Below are 16,169 nucleotides of genomic sequence, written 5' to 3'. Positions count from 1 at the left end.
ATGTGCCTCGCATTACCCGCCCGCGTGGTGGCCCTGCTCGACGGCGACCAGGCCCAGGTCGACCTGGGTGGCGTGCGCAAGAGCATCTCGATCGCCCTGACGCCAGGCGCCGGTGTGGGCGACTACGTGATCGTCCACGTCGGCCACGCGATCGGCCTGGTCGACCCCGAGGAGGCCGAGCGCACGCTGGCGCTGTTCGCCGAGATGGCGGCGCTGGAGCAGGGGGGCGCTGCCGCATGAAATACATCGACGAGTTCCGCGACGGCGAGCTGGCCCAGGGCATTGCCCGGCGCATCGCCGCCGAGCTGCAGCCCGATCGCCGCTACGCCTTCATGGAGTTCTGCGGCGGCCACACCCACGCCATCTCGCGCTACGGCATCGCCGAGCTGCTGCCCGCTGCGGTGCGCATGATCCACGGCCCGGGCTGCCCGGTCTGCGTGCTGCCGATCGGTCGCGTCGACCAGGCGATCCAGCTGGCGCTCGAGCGCGGTGTGATCCTCTGCACCTACGGCGACGTGATGCGGGTGCCGGCAAGTCAGTCCTTGAGCCTGATGAAGGCCAAGGCGCGAGGCGCCGATGTGCGCATGGTCTATTCCGCCGCCGACGCGCTGAAGCTGGCGCAGGCGAATCCCGAGCGCGAGGTCGTGTTCCTGGCCATCGGCTTCGAGACCACCACGCCGCCCACCGCGCTGGTGCTCAAGACCGCGCGCAGCGCCGGCGTGCGCAACTTCAGCGTGCTGTGCAACCACGTGCTCACGCCCAGCGCGATCACCCACATCCTGCAAAGCCCCGAGGTGCGCGACTACGGCACGGTGCCCATCGACGGCTTCATCGGCCCCGCGCATGTGAGCATCGTCATCGGCTCCGACCCGTATGTGCATTTCGCCGAGGAATACCGCAAGCCGGTGGTGATCGCCGGCTTCGAGCCGCTGGACGTGATGCAGGCCATCCTGATGCTGGTGCGCCAGGTCAACCAGGGCCGGGCCGAGGTCGAGAACGAGTTCACCCGCGCCGTCACGCCCGAGGGCAACCTGGCCGCGCAGGCCGTGGTCGCCGAGGTGATGGAGCTGCGCAGCAGCTTCGAGTGGCGCGGCCTGGGCGAGGTGCCCTACAGCGCACTCAAGCTGCGGCCCGACTACGCCGCCTTCGACGCCGAGCAGCGCTTCGGCCTGAGCTACCAGCCGGTGCCCGACCACAAGCAGTGCGAGTGCGGCGCCATCCTGCGCGGCGTCAAGCGGCCCACCGACTGCAAGCTCTTCGGCACCGTCTGCACCCCCGAGAACCCGATGGGCTCGTGCATGGTGTCCAGCGAAGGTGCCTGCGCCGCGCACTACTCCTATGGCCGTTTCCGCGACGTCAATCAACCCCCACGCTCCCTTCCGGTCGCTGCCCCCCGAGGGGGCTCTGGCAGCGGCCCGGCGGAGCCGGCTCCGCGCCGGGCCCTTGATGGCAGCGCCTCGGCTGCCTGCTGCCAACCCAGCCGGACCCCGACATGACAGTCAAGAAGGACTACATCCGGCCGCTGGACCTCAGGCAGGGCCGCGTCGACATGAACCACGGCGCCGGCGGCCGCGCCGGCATGCAACTGATCGACGAGGTCTTTGCCCGCGCCTTCGACAATGAATTCCTGCGCCAGGGCGATGACGGTGCCGCACTGCCCGCGCCGCCCCCCGGCCACCGGCTGGTGATGGCCACCGATGGCCATGTGATCTCGCCGCTGTTCTTCCCCGGCGGCGACATCGGCGCGCTGTCGGTGCACGGCACGGTCAACGACGTGGCGATGATGGGCGCGCAGCCGCTGTACCTGTCGGCCAGCTTCATCCTGGAAGAGGGCTTCGCGCTGGCCGACCTGAAGCGGGTGGTTGACTCGATGGCCGCCGCCGCCCGCGAGGCCGGCGTGCCGGTGGTCACCGGTGATACCAAGGTGGTCGAGCGCGGCAAGGGCGATGGCGTCTTCATCGCCACCACCGGCGTCGGTGCGCTGCCGCCGGGCCGGCGGCTGTCGGGGGCGCTGGCGCAGCCGGGCGACGTGGTGATCGTCTCGGGCACGATCGGCGAGCACGGCGTGGCGGTGCTGTCGCAGCGCGAGTCGCTGGAGTTCGAGACCGCGATCGTCTCCGACACCGCCGCGCTGCACGGCCTGGTGGCCGACCTGCTGGCGGCCGTGCCCGAGGGCGCGGTGCGCTGCCTGCGCGACCCCACGCGCGGGGGCCTGGGAACCACCCTCAACGAGATCGCCCGCCAGTCCGGTGTGGGCCTGCTGCTGGAAGAAGCGGCGATTCCGGTGCTGCCGCAAGTCGACGCTGCTTGCGAACTGCTGGGACTGGATCCGCTGTACATCGCCAACGAGGGCAAGCTGGTGGCCATCGTCGCCCCCGAGGCGGCCCAGGCCGCACTGGCCGCGCTGCACGCCCATCCGCTGGGGCAGCGTGCGGCGCGCATCGGCGTCGTGCAGGCCGACGACCACCGCTTCGTGCAGATGACCACCCGCTTTGGCGGACGCCGTGTGGTCGACTGGCTCAGCGGCGAGCCGCTGCCGCGCATCTGCTGAACCGGTCCCGCCATCGCGCCAGGCCTCTGCGATGTCCCGATCCGCCGAGCTCATCTACCGCAAGACCGCGGCCGGCCAGGCCGAGCTGATGCAGCGCCAGGCCGGCCTGGGACCGCGCGAGCGGGCGCTGCTGGTGATGGTCAATGGCCAGGAGCCGGTGCAGCGTCTGGTCGATCGCCTGGGAGAGCGCGTGCTGGACACGCTGTCGCTGCTGCGCCAGCGCGGCCTGATCGAGCCGGTCGCGGCCGAGCGCCCGGCGCGCACCCCGCCACCGCCGCCGCGCCCTGCCGAGCCGCCTCCTGTGGCCGCAGGCCTGGACCCGCAGCGCCACCGCCAGGCCGCGCAGGCCCTGGTCGCCCTGCTTCTGCCGTACTTCGGGCCCGACGCGCCGCGCATCGCCGACAAGGCCTTGCGCGCCCGCAGTCCACAGGAGTTCAACGACGGCGTCACCGCGGTGGCCGAGCGCCTGGCCATCCACCTGGGCCGGCGGCGGGCGGCCGAGGCCACCGACCCGCTGCGCTGGTGATGCGCATCCTGCTGCTGTGCCACGCCTTCAACGGCCTCAGCCAGCGCCTGCACACGGCGCTGCGCGAGGCGGGGCACTGGGTGACGGTGGAACTGGACATCGCCGACAGCGTCACCGACGAGGCGGTGCGTCTGGCGCAGCCCGATCTGCTGATCGCGCCCTTCCTGAAGCGCCGCATCCCGGAATCGGTCTGGCGCGCCGTGCCCTGCTGGGTGGTTCACCCGGGCCCGCCGGGCGATGGTGGTCCGAACGCGCTGGACTGGGCGGTGGCGCGCGGCCTGCCGCGCTGGGGCGTGACGGTGCTGCAGGCCGATGGCGACTTCGACAGCGGCCCGGTGCAGGGCCACGCCGCCTTCGCGATGCGCGCCGCCACCAAGGCCAGCCTGTACCGCCATGAGGTCAACGCGGCGGCCACCGCGGCGGTGATGGCGGCGCTGGGTCGCTGGCAGCAGCCGCCCCCGGCCGTGCCGCGCGAGGGCACCTGGCAGGACGCCTTCCGGCGCGAGCAGCGACTCATCGATTGGGCGCGCGACGACACCGACACCGTGCTGCGCACCGCCCGCGCCGCCGACAGCGCCCCCGGCGCCCTGGCCAGCGTGGCGGGGGAGGCGCTGCGCCTGTTCGACCTGCACCCCGCCACGCCAGAGGCGCTGGCCGATGGCGAGCGCGCCGCGCCCGGCACCGTGCTGGCGCGCCGCGGTCCGGCGCTGCTGCTGCGCACCCGCGACGGCGCGGTCTGGGTGGGCGCGCTGCGCCGTGGCGAGGCGGGGCTGAAGCTGCCCGCCACGCTGGCCTGTCCGGACCTGGCCGCGGCGGTGCCCGAGCGCCCTGTGCCCCTGCAGCGCCCGCGGGACGAGTACGACGAACTGCACTTCACCGAGACCGGCGCGCCCGGCGCCCGCGTCGGCTGGCTGCGCTTTGCCTTCCACAACGGCGCCATGGGCACGCGCGCCTGCCGCCGGCTGCAGCAGGCGTTGCAGGACCTGCGCCAGCGACCGCTGGCGGTGCTGGTCCTGGCCGGCGGGCCGGACTTCTTCAGCAACGGCATCCATCTGCACGAGATCGAGCATGCCGCCAGCCTGCCCGGCGACAGCGCTGCCGATGCCTCGATGCGCAACATCGAGGCGATGGACGACGTCTGCCTGGAGGTGCTGACCCGCACCGACTGCCTCACCGTGGCCGCGCTGCGCGGCAATGCGGGTGCTGGCGGCTGCTTCCTGGCGCTGGCGGCCGACGAGGTGTGGGCTCATGACGGCGTGGTGTTGAACCCGCACTACAAGAACATGGGCAATCTCTACGGCAGCGAGTACTGGACCTACACGCTGCCGCGCCGGGTGGGGCCCGAGCGCGCCCGCCAGATCACCCAGGGCCGGCTGCCGATCGGCGCCGCCGAGGCCCGCCGCCTGGGCCTGCTCGACGCGGTGCTGGGCGCCCACGCCACGGCCTTCGACCACCTGGCCGCCGAAGCCGCGCAATCCCTGGCCTGCGACAGCGGTCTGACCGCTAGACTGCAGGCCAAGGCCGCGCGCCGCGCCGCCGACGAGGCCCAGCGCCCGCTGGCCGCCTACCGCGCCGACGAACTGCAACGCATGCGCCGCAACTTCTACGGCTTCGACCCCAGCTACCACGTGGCCCGGCACCACTTCGTGCACCGCGTGGCGCATGCCTGGACGCCGCGCCACCTGGCCCTGCACCGATGAACGCCCCCGAACCGCTGCGCCCCGGCCCGGCCGACCTGCCCACCGTGCTGCTGGTCGATGATGAGGTGCGCTCGCTCGATGCGATGCGCCGCACGCTGGACGAGGACTTCGGCATCCTCACCGCCGAGTCGGCCGAGGCCGCGCGCGATCTGCTGGCCCGCCAGGAGGTGGCGGTCATCCTGTGCGACCAGCGCATGCCGGGCCAGACCGGTGTCGAGTTCCTGAAGGAGGTGCGCGAGCGCTGGCCCGACACGGTGCGCATCGTCATCAGCGGCTACACCGACAGCGAGGACATCATCGCCGGCATCAACGAGGCCGGGATCTACCAGTACATCCTCAAGCCCTGGGTGCCCGACCACCTGCTGCAGACAGTGCGTACCGCGGTCGAGGCCCGGCTGCTGCAGCAGGGCCTGAGCCGGCTGGAGCTGGACCTGCGCAGCGGCGCGCCGCTGCTGCGCGTCCGGCGCCAGCAGCGCCTGGGCGAGGCCCGCGCGGCCTTCGATTTCGAGCGCATCGTGCGCGCCCCGGGCAGCCCGATGGACGGCGTCTGCGCCACCGCGGCCAAGCTGGCCCGCTACGACCTGCCGGTGCTGATCGGCGGTGAATCGGGCACCGGCAAGGAGTTGCTGGCCCGCGCCATCCACTACGCCAGCCCGCGCGCCGACGGCCCCTTCGTGCTGGAGAACTGCGCCGCCATTCCCGACACCCTGCTGGAGAGCGAGCTGTTCGGCCACAAGCGCGGCGCCTTCACCGGCGCCTTCGAGGACCACGTCGGCCTGTTCCAGCGCGCCCATGGCGGCACGGTCTTCCTGGACGAGATCGGCGAGACCTCGCCGGCCTTCCAGGTCAAGCTGCTGCGCGTGCTGCAGGAGGGCGAGCTGCGCCCGGTGGGCTCCACCCGGGCGGTGCCGGTGGACGTGCGGGTGCTGGCCGCCAGCCACCGCCGACTGGACGAGGAGGTGCGCGCCGGCCGCTTCCGCGAGGACCTGTACTACCGCATCGCCGGCGCCACGCTGCACATGCCGGGCCTGCGCGAACGCCGCGGCGACATCCAGCCGATCGCCCAGCACCTGCTGGGCCAGGTGGCGCAGGAGCTGGGCCGCCCGGGCATGCGCTTCGGCGAGGGCTGTCTGCGCTGCCTGGTGTCCTACGACTGGCCCGGCAACATCCGCGAACTGCGCAACGAGATTGCCCGCGCCGTGGCCCTGGCCGATGGCGACACGCTGGGACCTGACTGCCTGTCGCTGAACCTGCGCCAGGGCCGCAGCGCGATGGCCGCCAGCGCAGCCGGCGCGCCGGCGGGCCTGCCTGCCAGCGGCACGCTGCAGGAGCGCCTGGACGCGGTGGAGGCCATGGTGCTGCGCGAGGCGCTGGAGCGCCACCGCTGGAACAAGACCCGCGTGGCCGCCGAGCTGGGCCTGTCGCGTGTGGGCTTGCGGTCCAAGCTGCTGCGCCTGGGCCTGGAGGACCGGTCGTGATCAGTCGCTGGCCAGCACGCAGCGGTTGCGGCCCTCGGCCTTGGCCCGGTAGAGCGCGCGGTCGGCCTGCTCGATCAGGCGCTGGTAGTCCGGATGTCCGTCATGCACCGCGACCCCGATACTGACGGTGGTGGTCAGGCGCTGGCCGCCCGTCAGCAGGATCGACTCACCCGCCGCCGACTGGCGGATCTTCTCAGCCAGTTGCAGGGCCTGCGGGGCGTTCACCTCGACCACCAGCAGCAGGAATTCCTCGCCGCCATAGCGGAACACCGAGTCGCCGCTGCGCACGCAGGCCACCAGCACGTTGGCCAGGTGCTGCAGCACCCGGTCGCCGGATTCGTGGCCATGGCTGTCGTTGATGCCCTTGAAATGGTCGACGTCGACCATCAGCACCGCAAACGACGGCCCGCCCCGCCGGCTCAGCTCGACCTCCCGGCCCAGCACGGCCGGCAGGAAGCGGCGGTTGAGCAACTGGGTCAGCGCGTCGCGGCCGGCTTCCAGGTCCACCAGGCGATCGAACAAGGTGTCGACCAGGTAACGCGCCTGCCCGACTTCGCCCAGCACGGCGCGCAGCCGGCGTCGCAGTTCCTCGCCGCCCGCGGCGATCTCGCGTTGGCACAGCGGCAACAGCGCGGTGTCGATGTGGGTGATGCATTCATGGAGCGCCGCCAGCTCGCCCGCCTGCGCGAAGATCGCTGGCGCCTTGTGGCGCACCCACAGGCCGAACGAGGACTGTCCCAGCGGCGGGAGCTCCAGCCCGACCGGTGCCGTCATCACCTCCTGCAGCAGGCGGTTCTCCCAGTCGAGCAGCGCGCTGCGCTGGCGCTCGCGCTCGAGCGACATGTTCAGGCTGCTGGCGAAACTGCGGTAGGCCTCGTCGGTGCGGGTGGCCATGTCGTGCGCGTCCACGTACTGCGCCGACATCACCTCGATCGCCATGTCCAGCAGGGCCTGGCCGGTGTGCGCCGCCTCGACCCGCACGGCCAGCGTGGCGACGTCGCTGTCGAGCAGCAGCCGCGTCAGGGCCAGCTTCAGCAGACGCGCTCCCCGCATCACCAGGTCCACGCGCAGCCGGATGCGTGCGTGCACCAGGCCCACGTGGCGCTGCACCGCGATCTGCTCGCGCACCCGCTCGGCATCCCAGCTGCAGGCCAGCTCGCGCACCCAGCGCTCCATCGACGGGCGCAGGCGCTGGTCGACCACCGCATGGTCCAGGTAGCCCCGCGCCAGCGGGTCGTCCATCATGCCGTCGTAGAAGTGGCGCGCCAGCGCGGGCGCAGCGGCGCTGGCGGTGCCCGACAACAGCGCGCGCGCCTCGGTCGAGGTGGACTCGATCAGCTGGCGCCACTGGCGCTCGATCGTCGGATCGGTGATGGCGGTCTCGGACATGGGCACACGCGGCACGGGGACGGAGCGGCCAAAGGTAGCATGACGGCCAGCATGGCCAGGAGCACACGATGAGTCTGAACGTCCTGTGGCTGCAAAGTGGCGGCTGCGGTGGCTGCAGCATGTCGCTGCTGAATGCCGACGTGGCCGACTTTCCCGGCTGGTGGCGGCAGGCCGGGCTGAACCTGCTGTGGCACCCGTCGCTGTCGCTGGCGGGCGGTGCGGACGCGCTGTCGGTGCTGCAGGACTGCCTGGACGGCCGAGTCGCGCTGGATGTGCTGTGCCTGGAGGGTGCGCTGCTGCGTGGCCCCCAGGGCACTGGCCGCTTCCACCTGCTGGCGGGCACCGGCCTGCCGATGACGCAGTGGGTCGAGCGCCTGGCGGGGGTGGCGCGCCATGTGGTGGCGGTGGGCAGCTGCGCGGCCTTCGGCGGCGTCAGCGCCACCGGCCCCAATCCGGCCGAGGCCTGCGGGCTGCAGTTCGAGGACGACCGCCCCGGCGGCCTGCTGGGCGCCGCCTTCCGCGCCCGCGGCGGCCTGCCGGTGGTCAACGTGGCCGGCTGTCCCACCCACCCGGGCTGGGTCACCGACACGCTCTCGGCACTGGCCGCCGGTCTGCTGGGGCCGGATGACCTGGACAGCTTGCAGCGCCCGCGCTTCTATGCCGACCAGCTGGTCCACCATGGCTGCACCCGCAACGAGTACTACGAGTTCAAGGCCAGCGCCGCCAAGCCTTCCGACCTGGGCTGCATGATGGAGAACATGGGGTGCAAGGGCACCCAGGCCCACGCCGACTGCAACATCCGGCTGTGGAACGGCGAAGGCAGCTGCACCCGCGGCGGTTACGCCTGCATCAGCTGCACCGAACCCGGCTTCCAGGACCCGGGCCATGCCTTCCATGCCACGCCCAAGCTGGCCGGCATCCCGATCGGTCTGCCCACCGACATGCCCAAGGCCTGGTTCGTCGCGCTGGCCTCGCTGTCCAAGAGTGCCACCCCCAGGCGGGTCAAGCACAACGCCACCGCCGACCACATCATCGTGCCGCCCGTCGCGCGGCGCACCCGGCTGAAATGAGCGCGCCGCGCCAGCTGCTGCTGGGTCCGTTCAACCGCGTCGAGGGCGACCTCGAGGTGCGCCTGGACATCGCCGACGGCGTGGTCCGCGAGGCGCGGGTCACCGCCACCATGTACCGCGGCTTCGAGCAGATGCTGCCCGGGCGCGACCCGATGGATGCGCTGGTGATCGTGCCGCGCATCTGCGGCATCTGCTCGGTGTCGCAGTCGGTGGCGGCCGCCCGCGCTCTGGCCGACCTGGCGGGCGTGCAGGCGCCGCCCAATGGCGAGCGGGTGATCAACCTGATGCTGGCCTGCGAGAACCTGGCCGACCACCTGGCGCACTTCTACCTGTTCTTCATGCCCGACTTCACCCGCGCCGACTACGCCGGCCGGGCCTGGTTCGCCGAGGCGCAGCGCCGCTTTGCCGCGCTGGATGGCTCGGGCGGTGGCGAACACGCGCGTGCGGCGGTGCTGGCGCGCCAGCGCTGGTTCCGGCTGATGGGCCTGCTGGGCGGCAAATGGCCCCACACCCAGAGCGTGCTGCCGGGCGGCAGTTCGCGCCCGGTGGAGGCCAGTGAGCGGCTGCGCCTGCTGGGCTGGGTGCGCGAGTTCCGCCAGTTCCTGGAACAGCAGCTGTTCGGCGACACGCTGGAGGCGGTGACCGCGCTCGACACCGAGGCCGCGCTGGCCGCCTGGGTGGATGCCGCCCCGGGCCAGGGCGACCTGCGCCTGTTCCTGGCCATCGCGGCTGACCTGGGCCTGGACCGCCTGGGGCCGGGGCCGGGCCTGAGCATGAGCATCGGCGCCTACCCGGTCGAGGGCCGCATGGCGCTGGCGCCGGGCCTGTGGGACGCGGCGACGGGCCAGCGCTGCGCGGTGGACCTGGACCAGGTCCGCGAAGACGCCTGCCACGCCTGGCTGGCCGACGAGGGCGGTCCACGCCACCCCTTGCAGGGCCTGACCCAGCCCCAGGCCGACAAGCCGGCCGCCTACAGCTGGAACAAGGCGCCGCGCCTGGCGGGGCGGGTACTGGAAACCGGTGCGATGGCCCGTCAGCTGGCCGACGGCCAGCCCCTGGTGCGCGCCCTGGTGGCCCGCGCCGGCGCCAGCGTGCAGGCACGGATCCTGGCGCGCCTGCTCGAGATGGCGCGGGTCCTGCCCTGGATGGAGGACTGGCTCACCGGCCTGCGCCCGCGCGAACCCTTCCACCAGGTGCACCTGCTGCCCGACGAAGGGCAGGGCAGTGGCCACACCGAGGCCGCCCGCGGCACGCTGGGCCACTGGCTGCGTGTCGAGCAGGGGCGGCTGGCCTCGTACCAGATCGTCGCGCCCACCAGCTGGAACTTCTCGCCGCACGATGCCCAGGGGCTGCCCGGCGCGCTGGAAGCCGCGCTGGTCGGCCTGCCGGTGCCCGACGGCGAGACCGCGCCGGTGGCCGTGCAGCACATCGTGCGTTCCTTCGATCCCTGCATGGTCTGCACGGTGCACTGAACTTCAGGTAGGCTCCGCACCAGCGCTTCCCTTCCCGAACGAGCGACCTGCGTGTCCCCGCCCGGCCTGCCCAACGCCCGCGTCCTGATCGTCGATGACGTACCCGAGAACCTCGCGGTGCTGGGTGAGCTGTTGCAGCACGAGGGCTACCAGGTCCAGGTGGCCAATGGCGGCGCGGTGGCGCTGCGCCTGGCGGTGGGCCCGCCGGCACCGGACCTGATCCTGCTCGATGTCACCATGCCCGGCATGGATGGCTACGAGGTGCTGCGGCGACTGCGCGCCGATCCGCGCACCGCGGCGCTGCCCGTGCTGTTCCTGACCGCCCGCGGCGATCCCGGCGACGAGGAGTACGGCCTGCTGCAAGGGGCCGAGGACTACCTGACCAAGCCGATCCGCCCGGCGCTGGTGCTGGCGCGGGTGCGCAACCAGCTGCAGGCCAAGCGGGCGCGCGATGTGCTGGCCAACCAGAACGCGCTGCTGGAGGCCGAGGTGCGCCGGCGCATGGAGGACAACGACCGCATCCAGCGCGTCACGATCCGCGCGCTGGCCCACCTGGCCGAGACGCGCGACCCCGAGACCGGCAACCACATCCTGCGCACCCAGTCCTACATGGGCCTGCTGGCGCGCCGCCTGGCCAGCCATCCGCGCCACGCCGCGGTGCTGGACGAGGCGATGATCGAGCAGCTGGTGCGCTCGGCCCCGCTGCACGACATCGGCAAGGTCGGCATTCCTGACCACATCCTGCTCAAGCGCGCGCCGCTGGCGCCCGATGAATGGGAGGTGATGAAAACCCATGCCCGCCTGGGCGCCGAGGCCATCGAGCAGGCCGAGCGCGACATCGACCAGCCCGTGCCCTTTCTGCAGGTCGCGCGGCAGATCGCCCGCTGGCACCACGAGCACTGGGACGGCCGGGGCTACCCGGACGGCCTGGTCGGCGAGGCCATCCCGCTGTCGGCGCGCCTGATGGCGGTGGCCGATGTGTTCGATTCGCTGGTGTCGCCGCGCGTCTACAAGCGGCCCTTCGATGTCGAGCGGGCCCGCCAGGCCATCGTCGACGGCCGCGGCACGCAGTTCGACCCCGACGTGGTCGACGCCTTCTGCGCGGGTTTCGACGATTTCGTCGCCGTGGCGCGCAGCCACGGCCTGCCGGTGGGATGACCCCCCGTGGACAGCGCCACCCCGCCCGTTGTTCGGCGCCGGTCCACGCTGCGACATCTGGTGCCGCTGCTGCTGGCCGCCGGCCTGTGGGTGGGCCTGTCCGAGCGGCTGCTGACCCATTGGTCGCCCACGGCAGGCATGGCCACGCTGGCCCGCATCGGCGCCGGCCTGGTGCTGGCGCTGGGCGTGCTGTGGTGGCAGCGCCAGTCGCTGCTGGCCCCGGCTGAGGAGCCCGGCAGCGCCGCGCGCGCACCCTGGGCCTGGTGGATCGCCGTGCTGGCGCTGACGGCCCTGGGCGTGACCGCCAACTTTGCCCAGCACCGCCGCACCGAGGCCGCACGGCTGCAGGCGATTGCCGATGCCAAGTCGGCCCAGGTCCACGAGTGGCTGACCGAGCGCCTGCGCGACCTGGGCCTGGCCGGCCGCCTGCTGGCCCAGGACCCGCGCCTGGCGGCCTCGGCAGCCGACCCCGCCACCCTGGATCCGCTGCGTGCCCAGCTGGCCACGCTGGCCGACGGGCAGGGCTTCGACGCGGCGATGCTGCTGGCCCCCGACGGCCACCTGCTGGTCGGCTGGGGGCCGCCGGTGCTGCTGCAGCCGCTGCCGCGGGCGGAGCTGGTGCGCGCGGTGATCGCCACCGGCGAGCCCACGCTGCTGTCGATGGACACCGACGGCAATGGCCAGCTGCTGCTGGACCTGGCGACGCCGCTCAACCGGGCGGCACCGCTGCTGCTGATGCGCGCTCGGCCGGCCCGCCATCTGCAGCAGTTGCTCTCGGGCTGGCCGGCACCCACCTCCAGTGGCCAGGCGGTGCTGTTCCGCGCGGCGCCCGATGGCGTGCTCTACATTGCCCGCGCCGGCGCCGACACCCGCGATGCACCGGCCTCGATCCAGGCCAACGAGCGGCCGCAGGCGCTGTCGGTGCAGTTGCTGGCCGAGCCGCAACGCCAGGGCGAGCTGCTGCAGGGCACCGACGGGTTGGGCCGCTCGGTGATGGGTGTGGGCCAGCCGGTGGGCGGCACCGACTGGCAGCTGGTGGCACAGGTCTCGCGCGCCGAGTTCCTCGACACGCTGGCCAGCGACCTGGCCTGGACGGTGATGGCGGGCGCGTTCGGCCTGGCCCTGGTCAGCGCGCTGCACTGGCAGCGCCAGCAGCGGCGTCAGCTGCAGGCGGCGCGCCAGGCCGGACTGCGGCAGCAGCGCCAGATCGAGTCGCTGCGGGTGCTCAAGGCCCTGGCCGACAGCACCGACGACCTGGTGATCGCCCAGGACATCCAGGGACGGTTCGTGCTGTTCAATGGCGCCGCCGAGCGCCTGACCGGCCGCAGCGCCGACCAGGTGCTGGGGCGTGACGAGCGCGTGGTCTTCCCGCCGATGCAGGCCCAGCAGCTGATGCGCAGCGGCCAGCAGGTGCTGGCCGGCGGCGAGGTGCAGCACGTCGAGCAGCGCCTGGACACGGTGCAGGGCCCGCGGCTGTTCCAGCTCACCCGCGGTCCGCTGCGCGACGAGCGCGGCGGCGTCTTCGGCAGCTTCGGCATTGCCCGCGACGTGACCGAGCGCCAGCGCATGATCGACGAGCTGGAGCACTACCGCGCCGGCCTGGAGGTCCGTGTGGCCGAACGCACGGCCGAGCTGGCCGAGGCGCGCGAACGTGCGGAAAGCGCCAACCGGGCCAAGAGCGCCTTCCTGGCCAACATGAGCCACGAGATCCGCACACCGCTCAATGCCATCACCGGTCTGGTGCGCCTGCTGCGCGATGCCCACCCCACCGAGCAGCAGGCCGAGCGGCTGGGGCGCATCGACCTGGCCGCGCAGCACCTGCTGGTGATCCTCAACGACGTGCTGGACCTGTCCAAGATCGAGGCGGGCCGGCTGGACCTGACGTCGTCGGACTTCCTGCTCGACACCCTGGTCGACGACGTGCGCGGCCAGATCGCTGCCCAGGCCGGCGAGCGTGGGCTGCAGGTGCGCGTCGAGCTGCAGCCGCCGGGACAGTGGTTGCGCGGCGACGCGGTGCGCCTGCGCCAGGCGCTGCTGAACTACGCCGCCAATGCGGTGAAGTTCACCGAGCGCGGCAGCGTCTCGCTGCGGGCGGGCGTGGTGCGCGAGGACGGCGAGCGGCGCCTGCTGCGCTTCGAGGTCGAGGACACCGGCATCGGCCTCAGCGAGGACAGCCTGTCGCGGCTGTTCACGCCCTTCGAGCAGGCCGATGCGTCCACCACCCGCCGCCATGGCGGCACCGGGCTGGGCCTGGTCATCACGCGTCGCCTGGCAGGCCTGATGGGCGGCGACGCCGGGGCCGAGAGCCGGCTGGGCGCTGGCAGCCGCTTCTGGTTCACCGCCTGGGTCGAGCAGGGGCGGCCGGTGGCGGCGGTGCCGACGCGCCTGGTGGCGCCGCCGGCCGAGCGCCTGCGCGCGCGCCGGGTGCCTGCGCGCGTGCTGCTGGTCGACGACAACGCGGTCAGCCTGGAGGTGGTGCGTGAACTGCTGGCCAGCGTCGGCCTGCAGGTGTTCACCGCCACCGATGGTGCCCAGGCGGTGCAGCAGGTGCGCGCCCATCCGGTCGACCTGGTGCTGATGGACCTGCAGATGCCGGTGATGGACGGCTACAGCGCCACCCGCGAGATCCGCCGCCTGCCCGGTGTCGGCTCGCTGCCCATCGTGGCGCTGAGCGCCAACGCCTTCGACCAGGACCAGCGCGAGAGTGCGCTGGCTGGCATGAACGGTTTCATCGGCAAGCCGGTCGATCCCGACCAGCTCTACGAGGCCGTGCTGACCTGGCTGCCCGAGGAGTCGGTGTCGCCCATGGCGGTGCCGGAGCCGGTGCCGGCTGCGCTGCCGGCCGGGCTGTCCGCGCTGGCCGGCGACGACCTCCTGGATGTCGAGCGCGGCCTGCGCCTGGTCAACGGCGACGCGCGGCGCTACCGCGAGGTGCTGACGATCTTCGCGCGCACCCACGGCAGCGACGCCCAGACGCTGCGCGACCTGTCGCCGGACGACCCGGTGTGGCGTCGTACCGTGCACAGCCTGCGCGGCGCCGCCGGGGCCGTCGGGGCGATGGCGCTGGCCCAGGCGCTGCGCCGTGCCGAGCAGGACCCGCTGGGCCAGTCATCGGTGGCCGTCGGGCTGCTGGAGCGCTTGCTCGACGCGCTGGCGCCGGCCCTGGCCGGCGAGGTCGATCCGCCCCCGCCGGCCGATCCTGCGTCCGGGCAGCCACCCGATCAACTGCTGGCCGACTGGCTGCCGATGCTGCGCCAGGGTGATCTGGCCGCGTCGTCCTGGGCCACCGCCCACCATGCCGACCTGGCGGCCGCGCTGGGCCGCCCGCTGGCCGATGCGCTGCGCGAGCTGGCCAGTCGCTTCGACTACGATGGCGTCCTGGTCCTGCTGCAGCAGCATGGCCACCTCGGATGACCTGCGCCGGCATGCACGACGACCTTCCCCCGCCCGCCCACGCCGCCTTGGCGGCGCGGCTGCCGATGACGCCGCCCGAGCTGGAAGGCGTCGACGAATCCACCTGGCTGGACGTGATCCAGAAGATGGACGAGGTCTACTCGCAGCTGGTCGCCGACGAGATCGCGCTGGAGCAGAAGAACACCGAGCTGGAACGCAGCCAGCAGTTCATCTTCAGCCTGCTGTCGGCCATGAGCGACGTGCTGGCCGCCTGCAACGAGGCCGGCCAGATCGAGGAAACCAACGCCGCGCTGTGCGAGCTGGTGGGCCGCAGCGACGCGCAGTTGCGTGGCAGTGCGCTGGCCGCGCTGATGGCCGACGACACCAGCGCCGCGCGCATCCGCCACGTGCTGGAAACGCCGGCGCTGCAGCGCGGCGGCACCGTCGTCGAGGTCGAGCTGCAGGGCGAGGCCGGGCAGCGCGTGCCGGTCGACTTCAACTGCACACCCCGCCTGGATGCCGACGGCCGGCGCGTCGGCCTGGTCTTCGTCGGTCGGCCCATGGGCGAGCTCAAGCGCGCCTACCACCAGCTGCGCGAGGCGCACGAGGCGCTCAAGCGCACCCAGCAGCAGCTGCTGCACTCCGAGAAGATGGCCTCGCTGGGCCGCCTGGTGGCCGGCGTGGCGCACGAACTGAACAACCCGATCAGCTTCGTGCTGGGCAATGTGCACGCGATGCGCCGCTACAGCGAGCGCCTGCGCCAGTACCTGGGCGCGATCCATGGCGGTGCCAGCCTGGCGCAGCAGGACGAGCTGCGAGCGCAGCTGCGCATCGACCATGTGCTGGCCGACCTGCCCTCGCTGATGGAGGGCATGCTCGAGGGCGCGCACCGCACCGCCGACATCGTCAACGGCCTCAAGCGCTTTTCCGCGGTCGACCGCGAGGAACGCGTCGAGGTCGACCTGGGCGGCGTGGTCGAGCGCGCGATCCACTGGGTGCGCAAGGGCACGGCGCCGGTCTTCCAGGTCGAATGGCAGGGCGGCGAGCCCTGCAGCGTGATGGGCAGCCCGGGCCAACTGCTGCAGGTGGTGATGAACCTGGTGCAGAACGCCTACGACGCCGCCGGCAGCCGCAGCGGCGTGGTGCCGCTGCTGCGGGCCACGCTGGCGCGCCAGGACGGCCAGGCGGTGCTGCGCCTGCACGACAACGGCCCGGGCATCGCGCCCGAGCACCTGCACCGCATCTTCGACCCCTTCTTCACCACCAAGCCGGTGGGCAAGGGCACGGGCCTGGGCCTGTCGATCAGCTACGGCATCGTCGAGCAGCACGGCGGCTCGCTCAGCGCCGACAACCACCCCGAGGGCGGCGCGGTGTTCACGCTGCGCTTGCCGCTGGCCAGCGGCACGGCCTGACCCGCTGCGCCGGAGAGCAC

12 protein-coding genes are annotated in these 16,169 nt (G+C 72.8%); 11 read left to right on the top strand and 1 reads right to left on the bottom strand.

What is annotated here, in order from left to right; genetic code table 11:
- The 6 genes from KAK07_RS12355 to KAK07_RS12330 are packed head-to-tail and all read left to right on the top strand — an operon-like array spanning position 1 to position 6,255.
- On the top strand, positions 1-240 hold the full coding sequence (locus tag KAK07_RS12355) for a HypC/HybG/HupF family hydrogenase formation chaperone (protein ID WP_210854660.1): 240 nt from the start codon (positions 1-3) through the stop codon (positions 238-240).
- Positions 237-1,496 (top strand): hydrogenase formation protein HypD, encoded by a 1,260-nt coding sequence (gene hypD / locus KAK07_RS12350; protein WP_210854659.1) that lies wholly within the window; start codon positions 237-239, stop codon positions 1,494-1,496. Before KAK07_RS12355 ends, hypD begins: the two co-directional genes overlap by 4 nt.
- Positions 1,493-2,551 (top strand): hydrogenase expression/formation protein HypE, encoded by a 1,059-nt coding sequence (hypE, locus tag KAK07_RS12345; protein WP_210854658.1) that lies wholly within the window; start codon positions 1,493-1,495, stop codon positions 2,549-2,551. The genes hypD and hypE overlap by 4 nt, the downstream gene beginning before the upstream one ends.
- Before the next feature lie 31 nt (positions 2,552-2,582).
- Positions 2,583-3,077, top strand: coding sequence for a hypothetical protein (locus tag KAK07_RS12340; protein WP_210854657.1), 495 nt, complete (start codon positions 2,583-2,585; stop codon positions 3,075-3,077).
- Positions 3,077-4,777: an enoyl-CoA hydratase-related protein gene (locus KAK07_RS12335; protein WP_210854656.1), complete on the top strand. Its 1,701-nt coding sequence runs from the start codon at positions 3,077-3,079 to the stop codon at positions 4,775-4,777. The genes KAK07_RS12340 and KAK07_RS12335 overlap by 1 nt, the downstream gene beginning before the upstream one ends.
- On the top strand, positions 4,774-6,255 hold the full coding sequence (locus tag KAK07_RS12330; protein WP_210861035.1) for a sigma-54-dependent transcriptional regulator: 1,482 nt from the start codon (positions 4,774-4,776) through the stop codon (positions 6,253-6,255). The genes KAK07_RS12335 and KAK07_RS12330 overlap by 4 nt, the downstream gene beginning before the upstream one ends.
- On the opposite strand, the gene KAK07_RS12325 is transcribed toward KAK07_RS12330, so the two are convergent.
- Positions 6,256-7,644, bottom strand: coding sequence for a GGDEF domain-containing protein (locus KAK07_RS12325; protein ID WP_210861033.1), 1,389 nt, complete (start codon positions 7,642-7,644; stop codon positions 6,256-6,258). It abuts the gene before it with no gap.
- 68 nt (positions 7,645-7,712) lie between these two features.
- Between KAK07_RS12325 and KAK07_RS12320 the strand changes: the two genes are divergently transcribed.
- The 5 genes from KAK07_RS12320 to KAK07_RS12300 are packed head-to-tail and all read left to right on the top strand — an operon-like array spanning position 7,713 to position 16,149.
- Positions 7,713-8,714: an NADH-quinone oxidoreductase subunit B family protein gene (locus KAK07_RS12320; RefSeq protein WP_210854653.1), complete on the top strand. Its 1,002-nt coding sequence runs from the start codon at positions 7,713-7,715 to the stop codon at positions 8,712-8,714.
- The gene (locus KAK07_RS12315) at positions 8,711-10,186 is read left to right on the top strand and encodes a nickel-dependent hydrogenase large subunit (RefSeq protein ID WP_210854652.1); all 1,476 of its coding nucleotides are present in this window, start codon (positions 8,711-8,713) and stop codon (positions 10,184-10,186) included. The genes KAK07_RS12320 and KAK07_RS12315 overlap by 4 nt, the downstream gene beginning before the upstream one ends.
- Positions 10,187-10,237: 51 nt before the next feature.
- On the top strand, positions 10,238-11,344 hold the full coding sequence (locus KAK07_RS12310) for an HD-GYP domain-containing protein (protein WP_310738610.1): 1,107 nt from the start codon (positions 10,238-10,240) through the stop codon (positions 11,342-11,344).
- 6 nt (positions 11,345-11,350) lie between these two features.
- Positions 11,351-14,758 carry a response regulator gene (locus KAK07_RS12305; protein WP_210854651.1) on the top strand — a complete coding sequence of 1,136 codons (3,408 nt, stop codon included), beginning with the start codon at positions 11,351-11,353 and terminating at the stop codon, positions 14,756-14,758.
- Between the two features lie 11 nt (positions 14,759-14,769).
- Positions 14,770-16,149, top strand: a complete 1,380-nt coding sequence (locus KAK07_RS12300; RefSeq protein ID WP_210861031.1) for a sensor histidine kinase — start codon at positions 14,770-14,772, stop codon at positions 16,147-16,149.
- Positions 16,150-16,169 lie beyond the last annotated feature (20 nt).

Source organism: Ideonella alba (genome assembly GCF_018069875.1).
In the GTDB taxonomy this organism is placed as follows: domain Bacteria; phylum Pseudomonadota; class Gammaproteobacteria; order Burkholderiales; family Burkholderiaceae_C; genus Ideonella; species Ideonella alba.
Note: the sequence above shows the minus strand (reverse complement) of the source record. Positions and strands in the feature narration are given on the sequence as shown.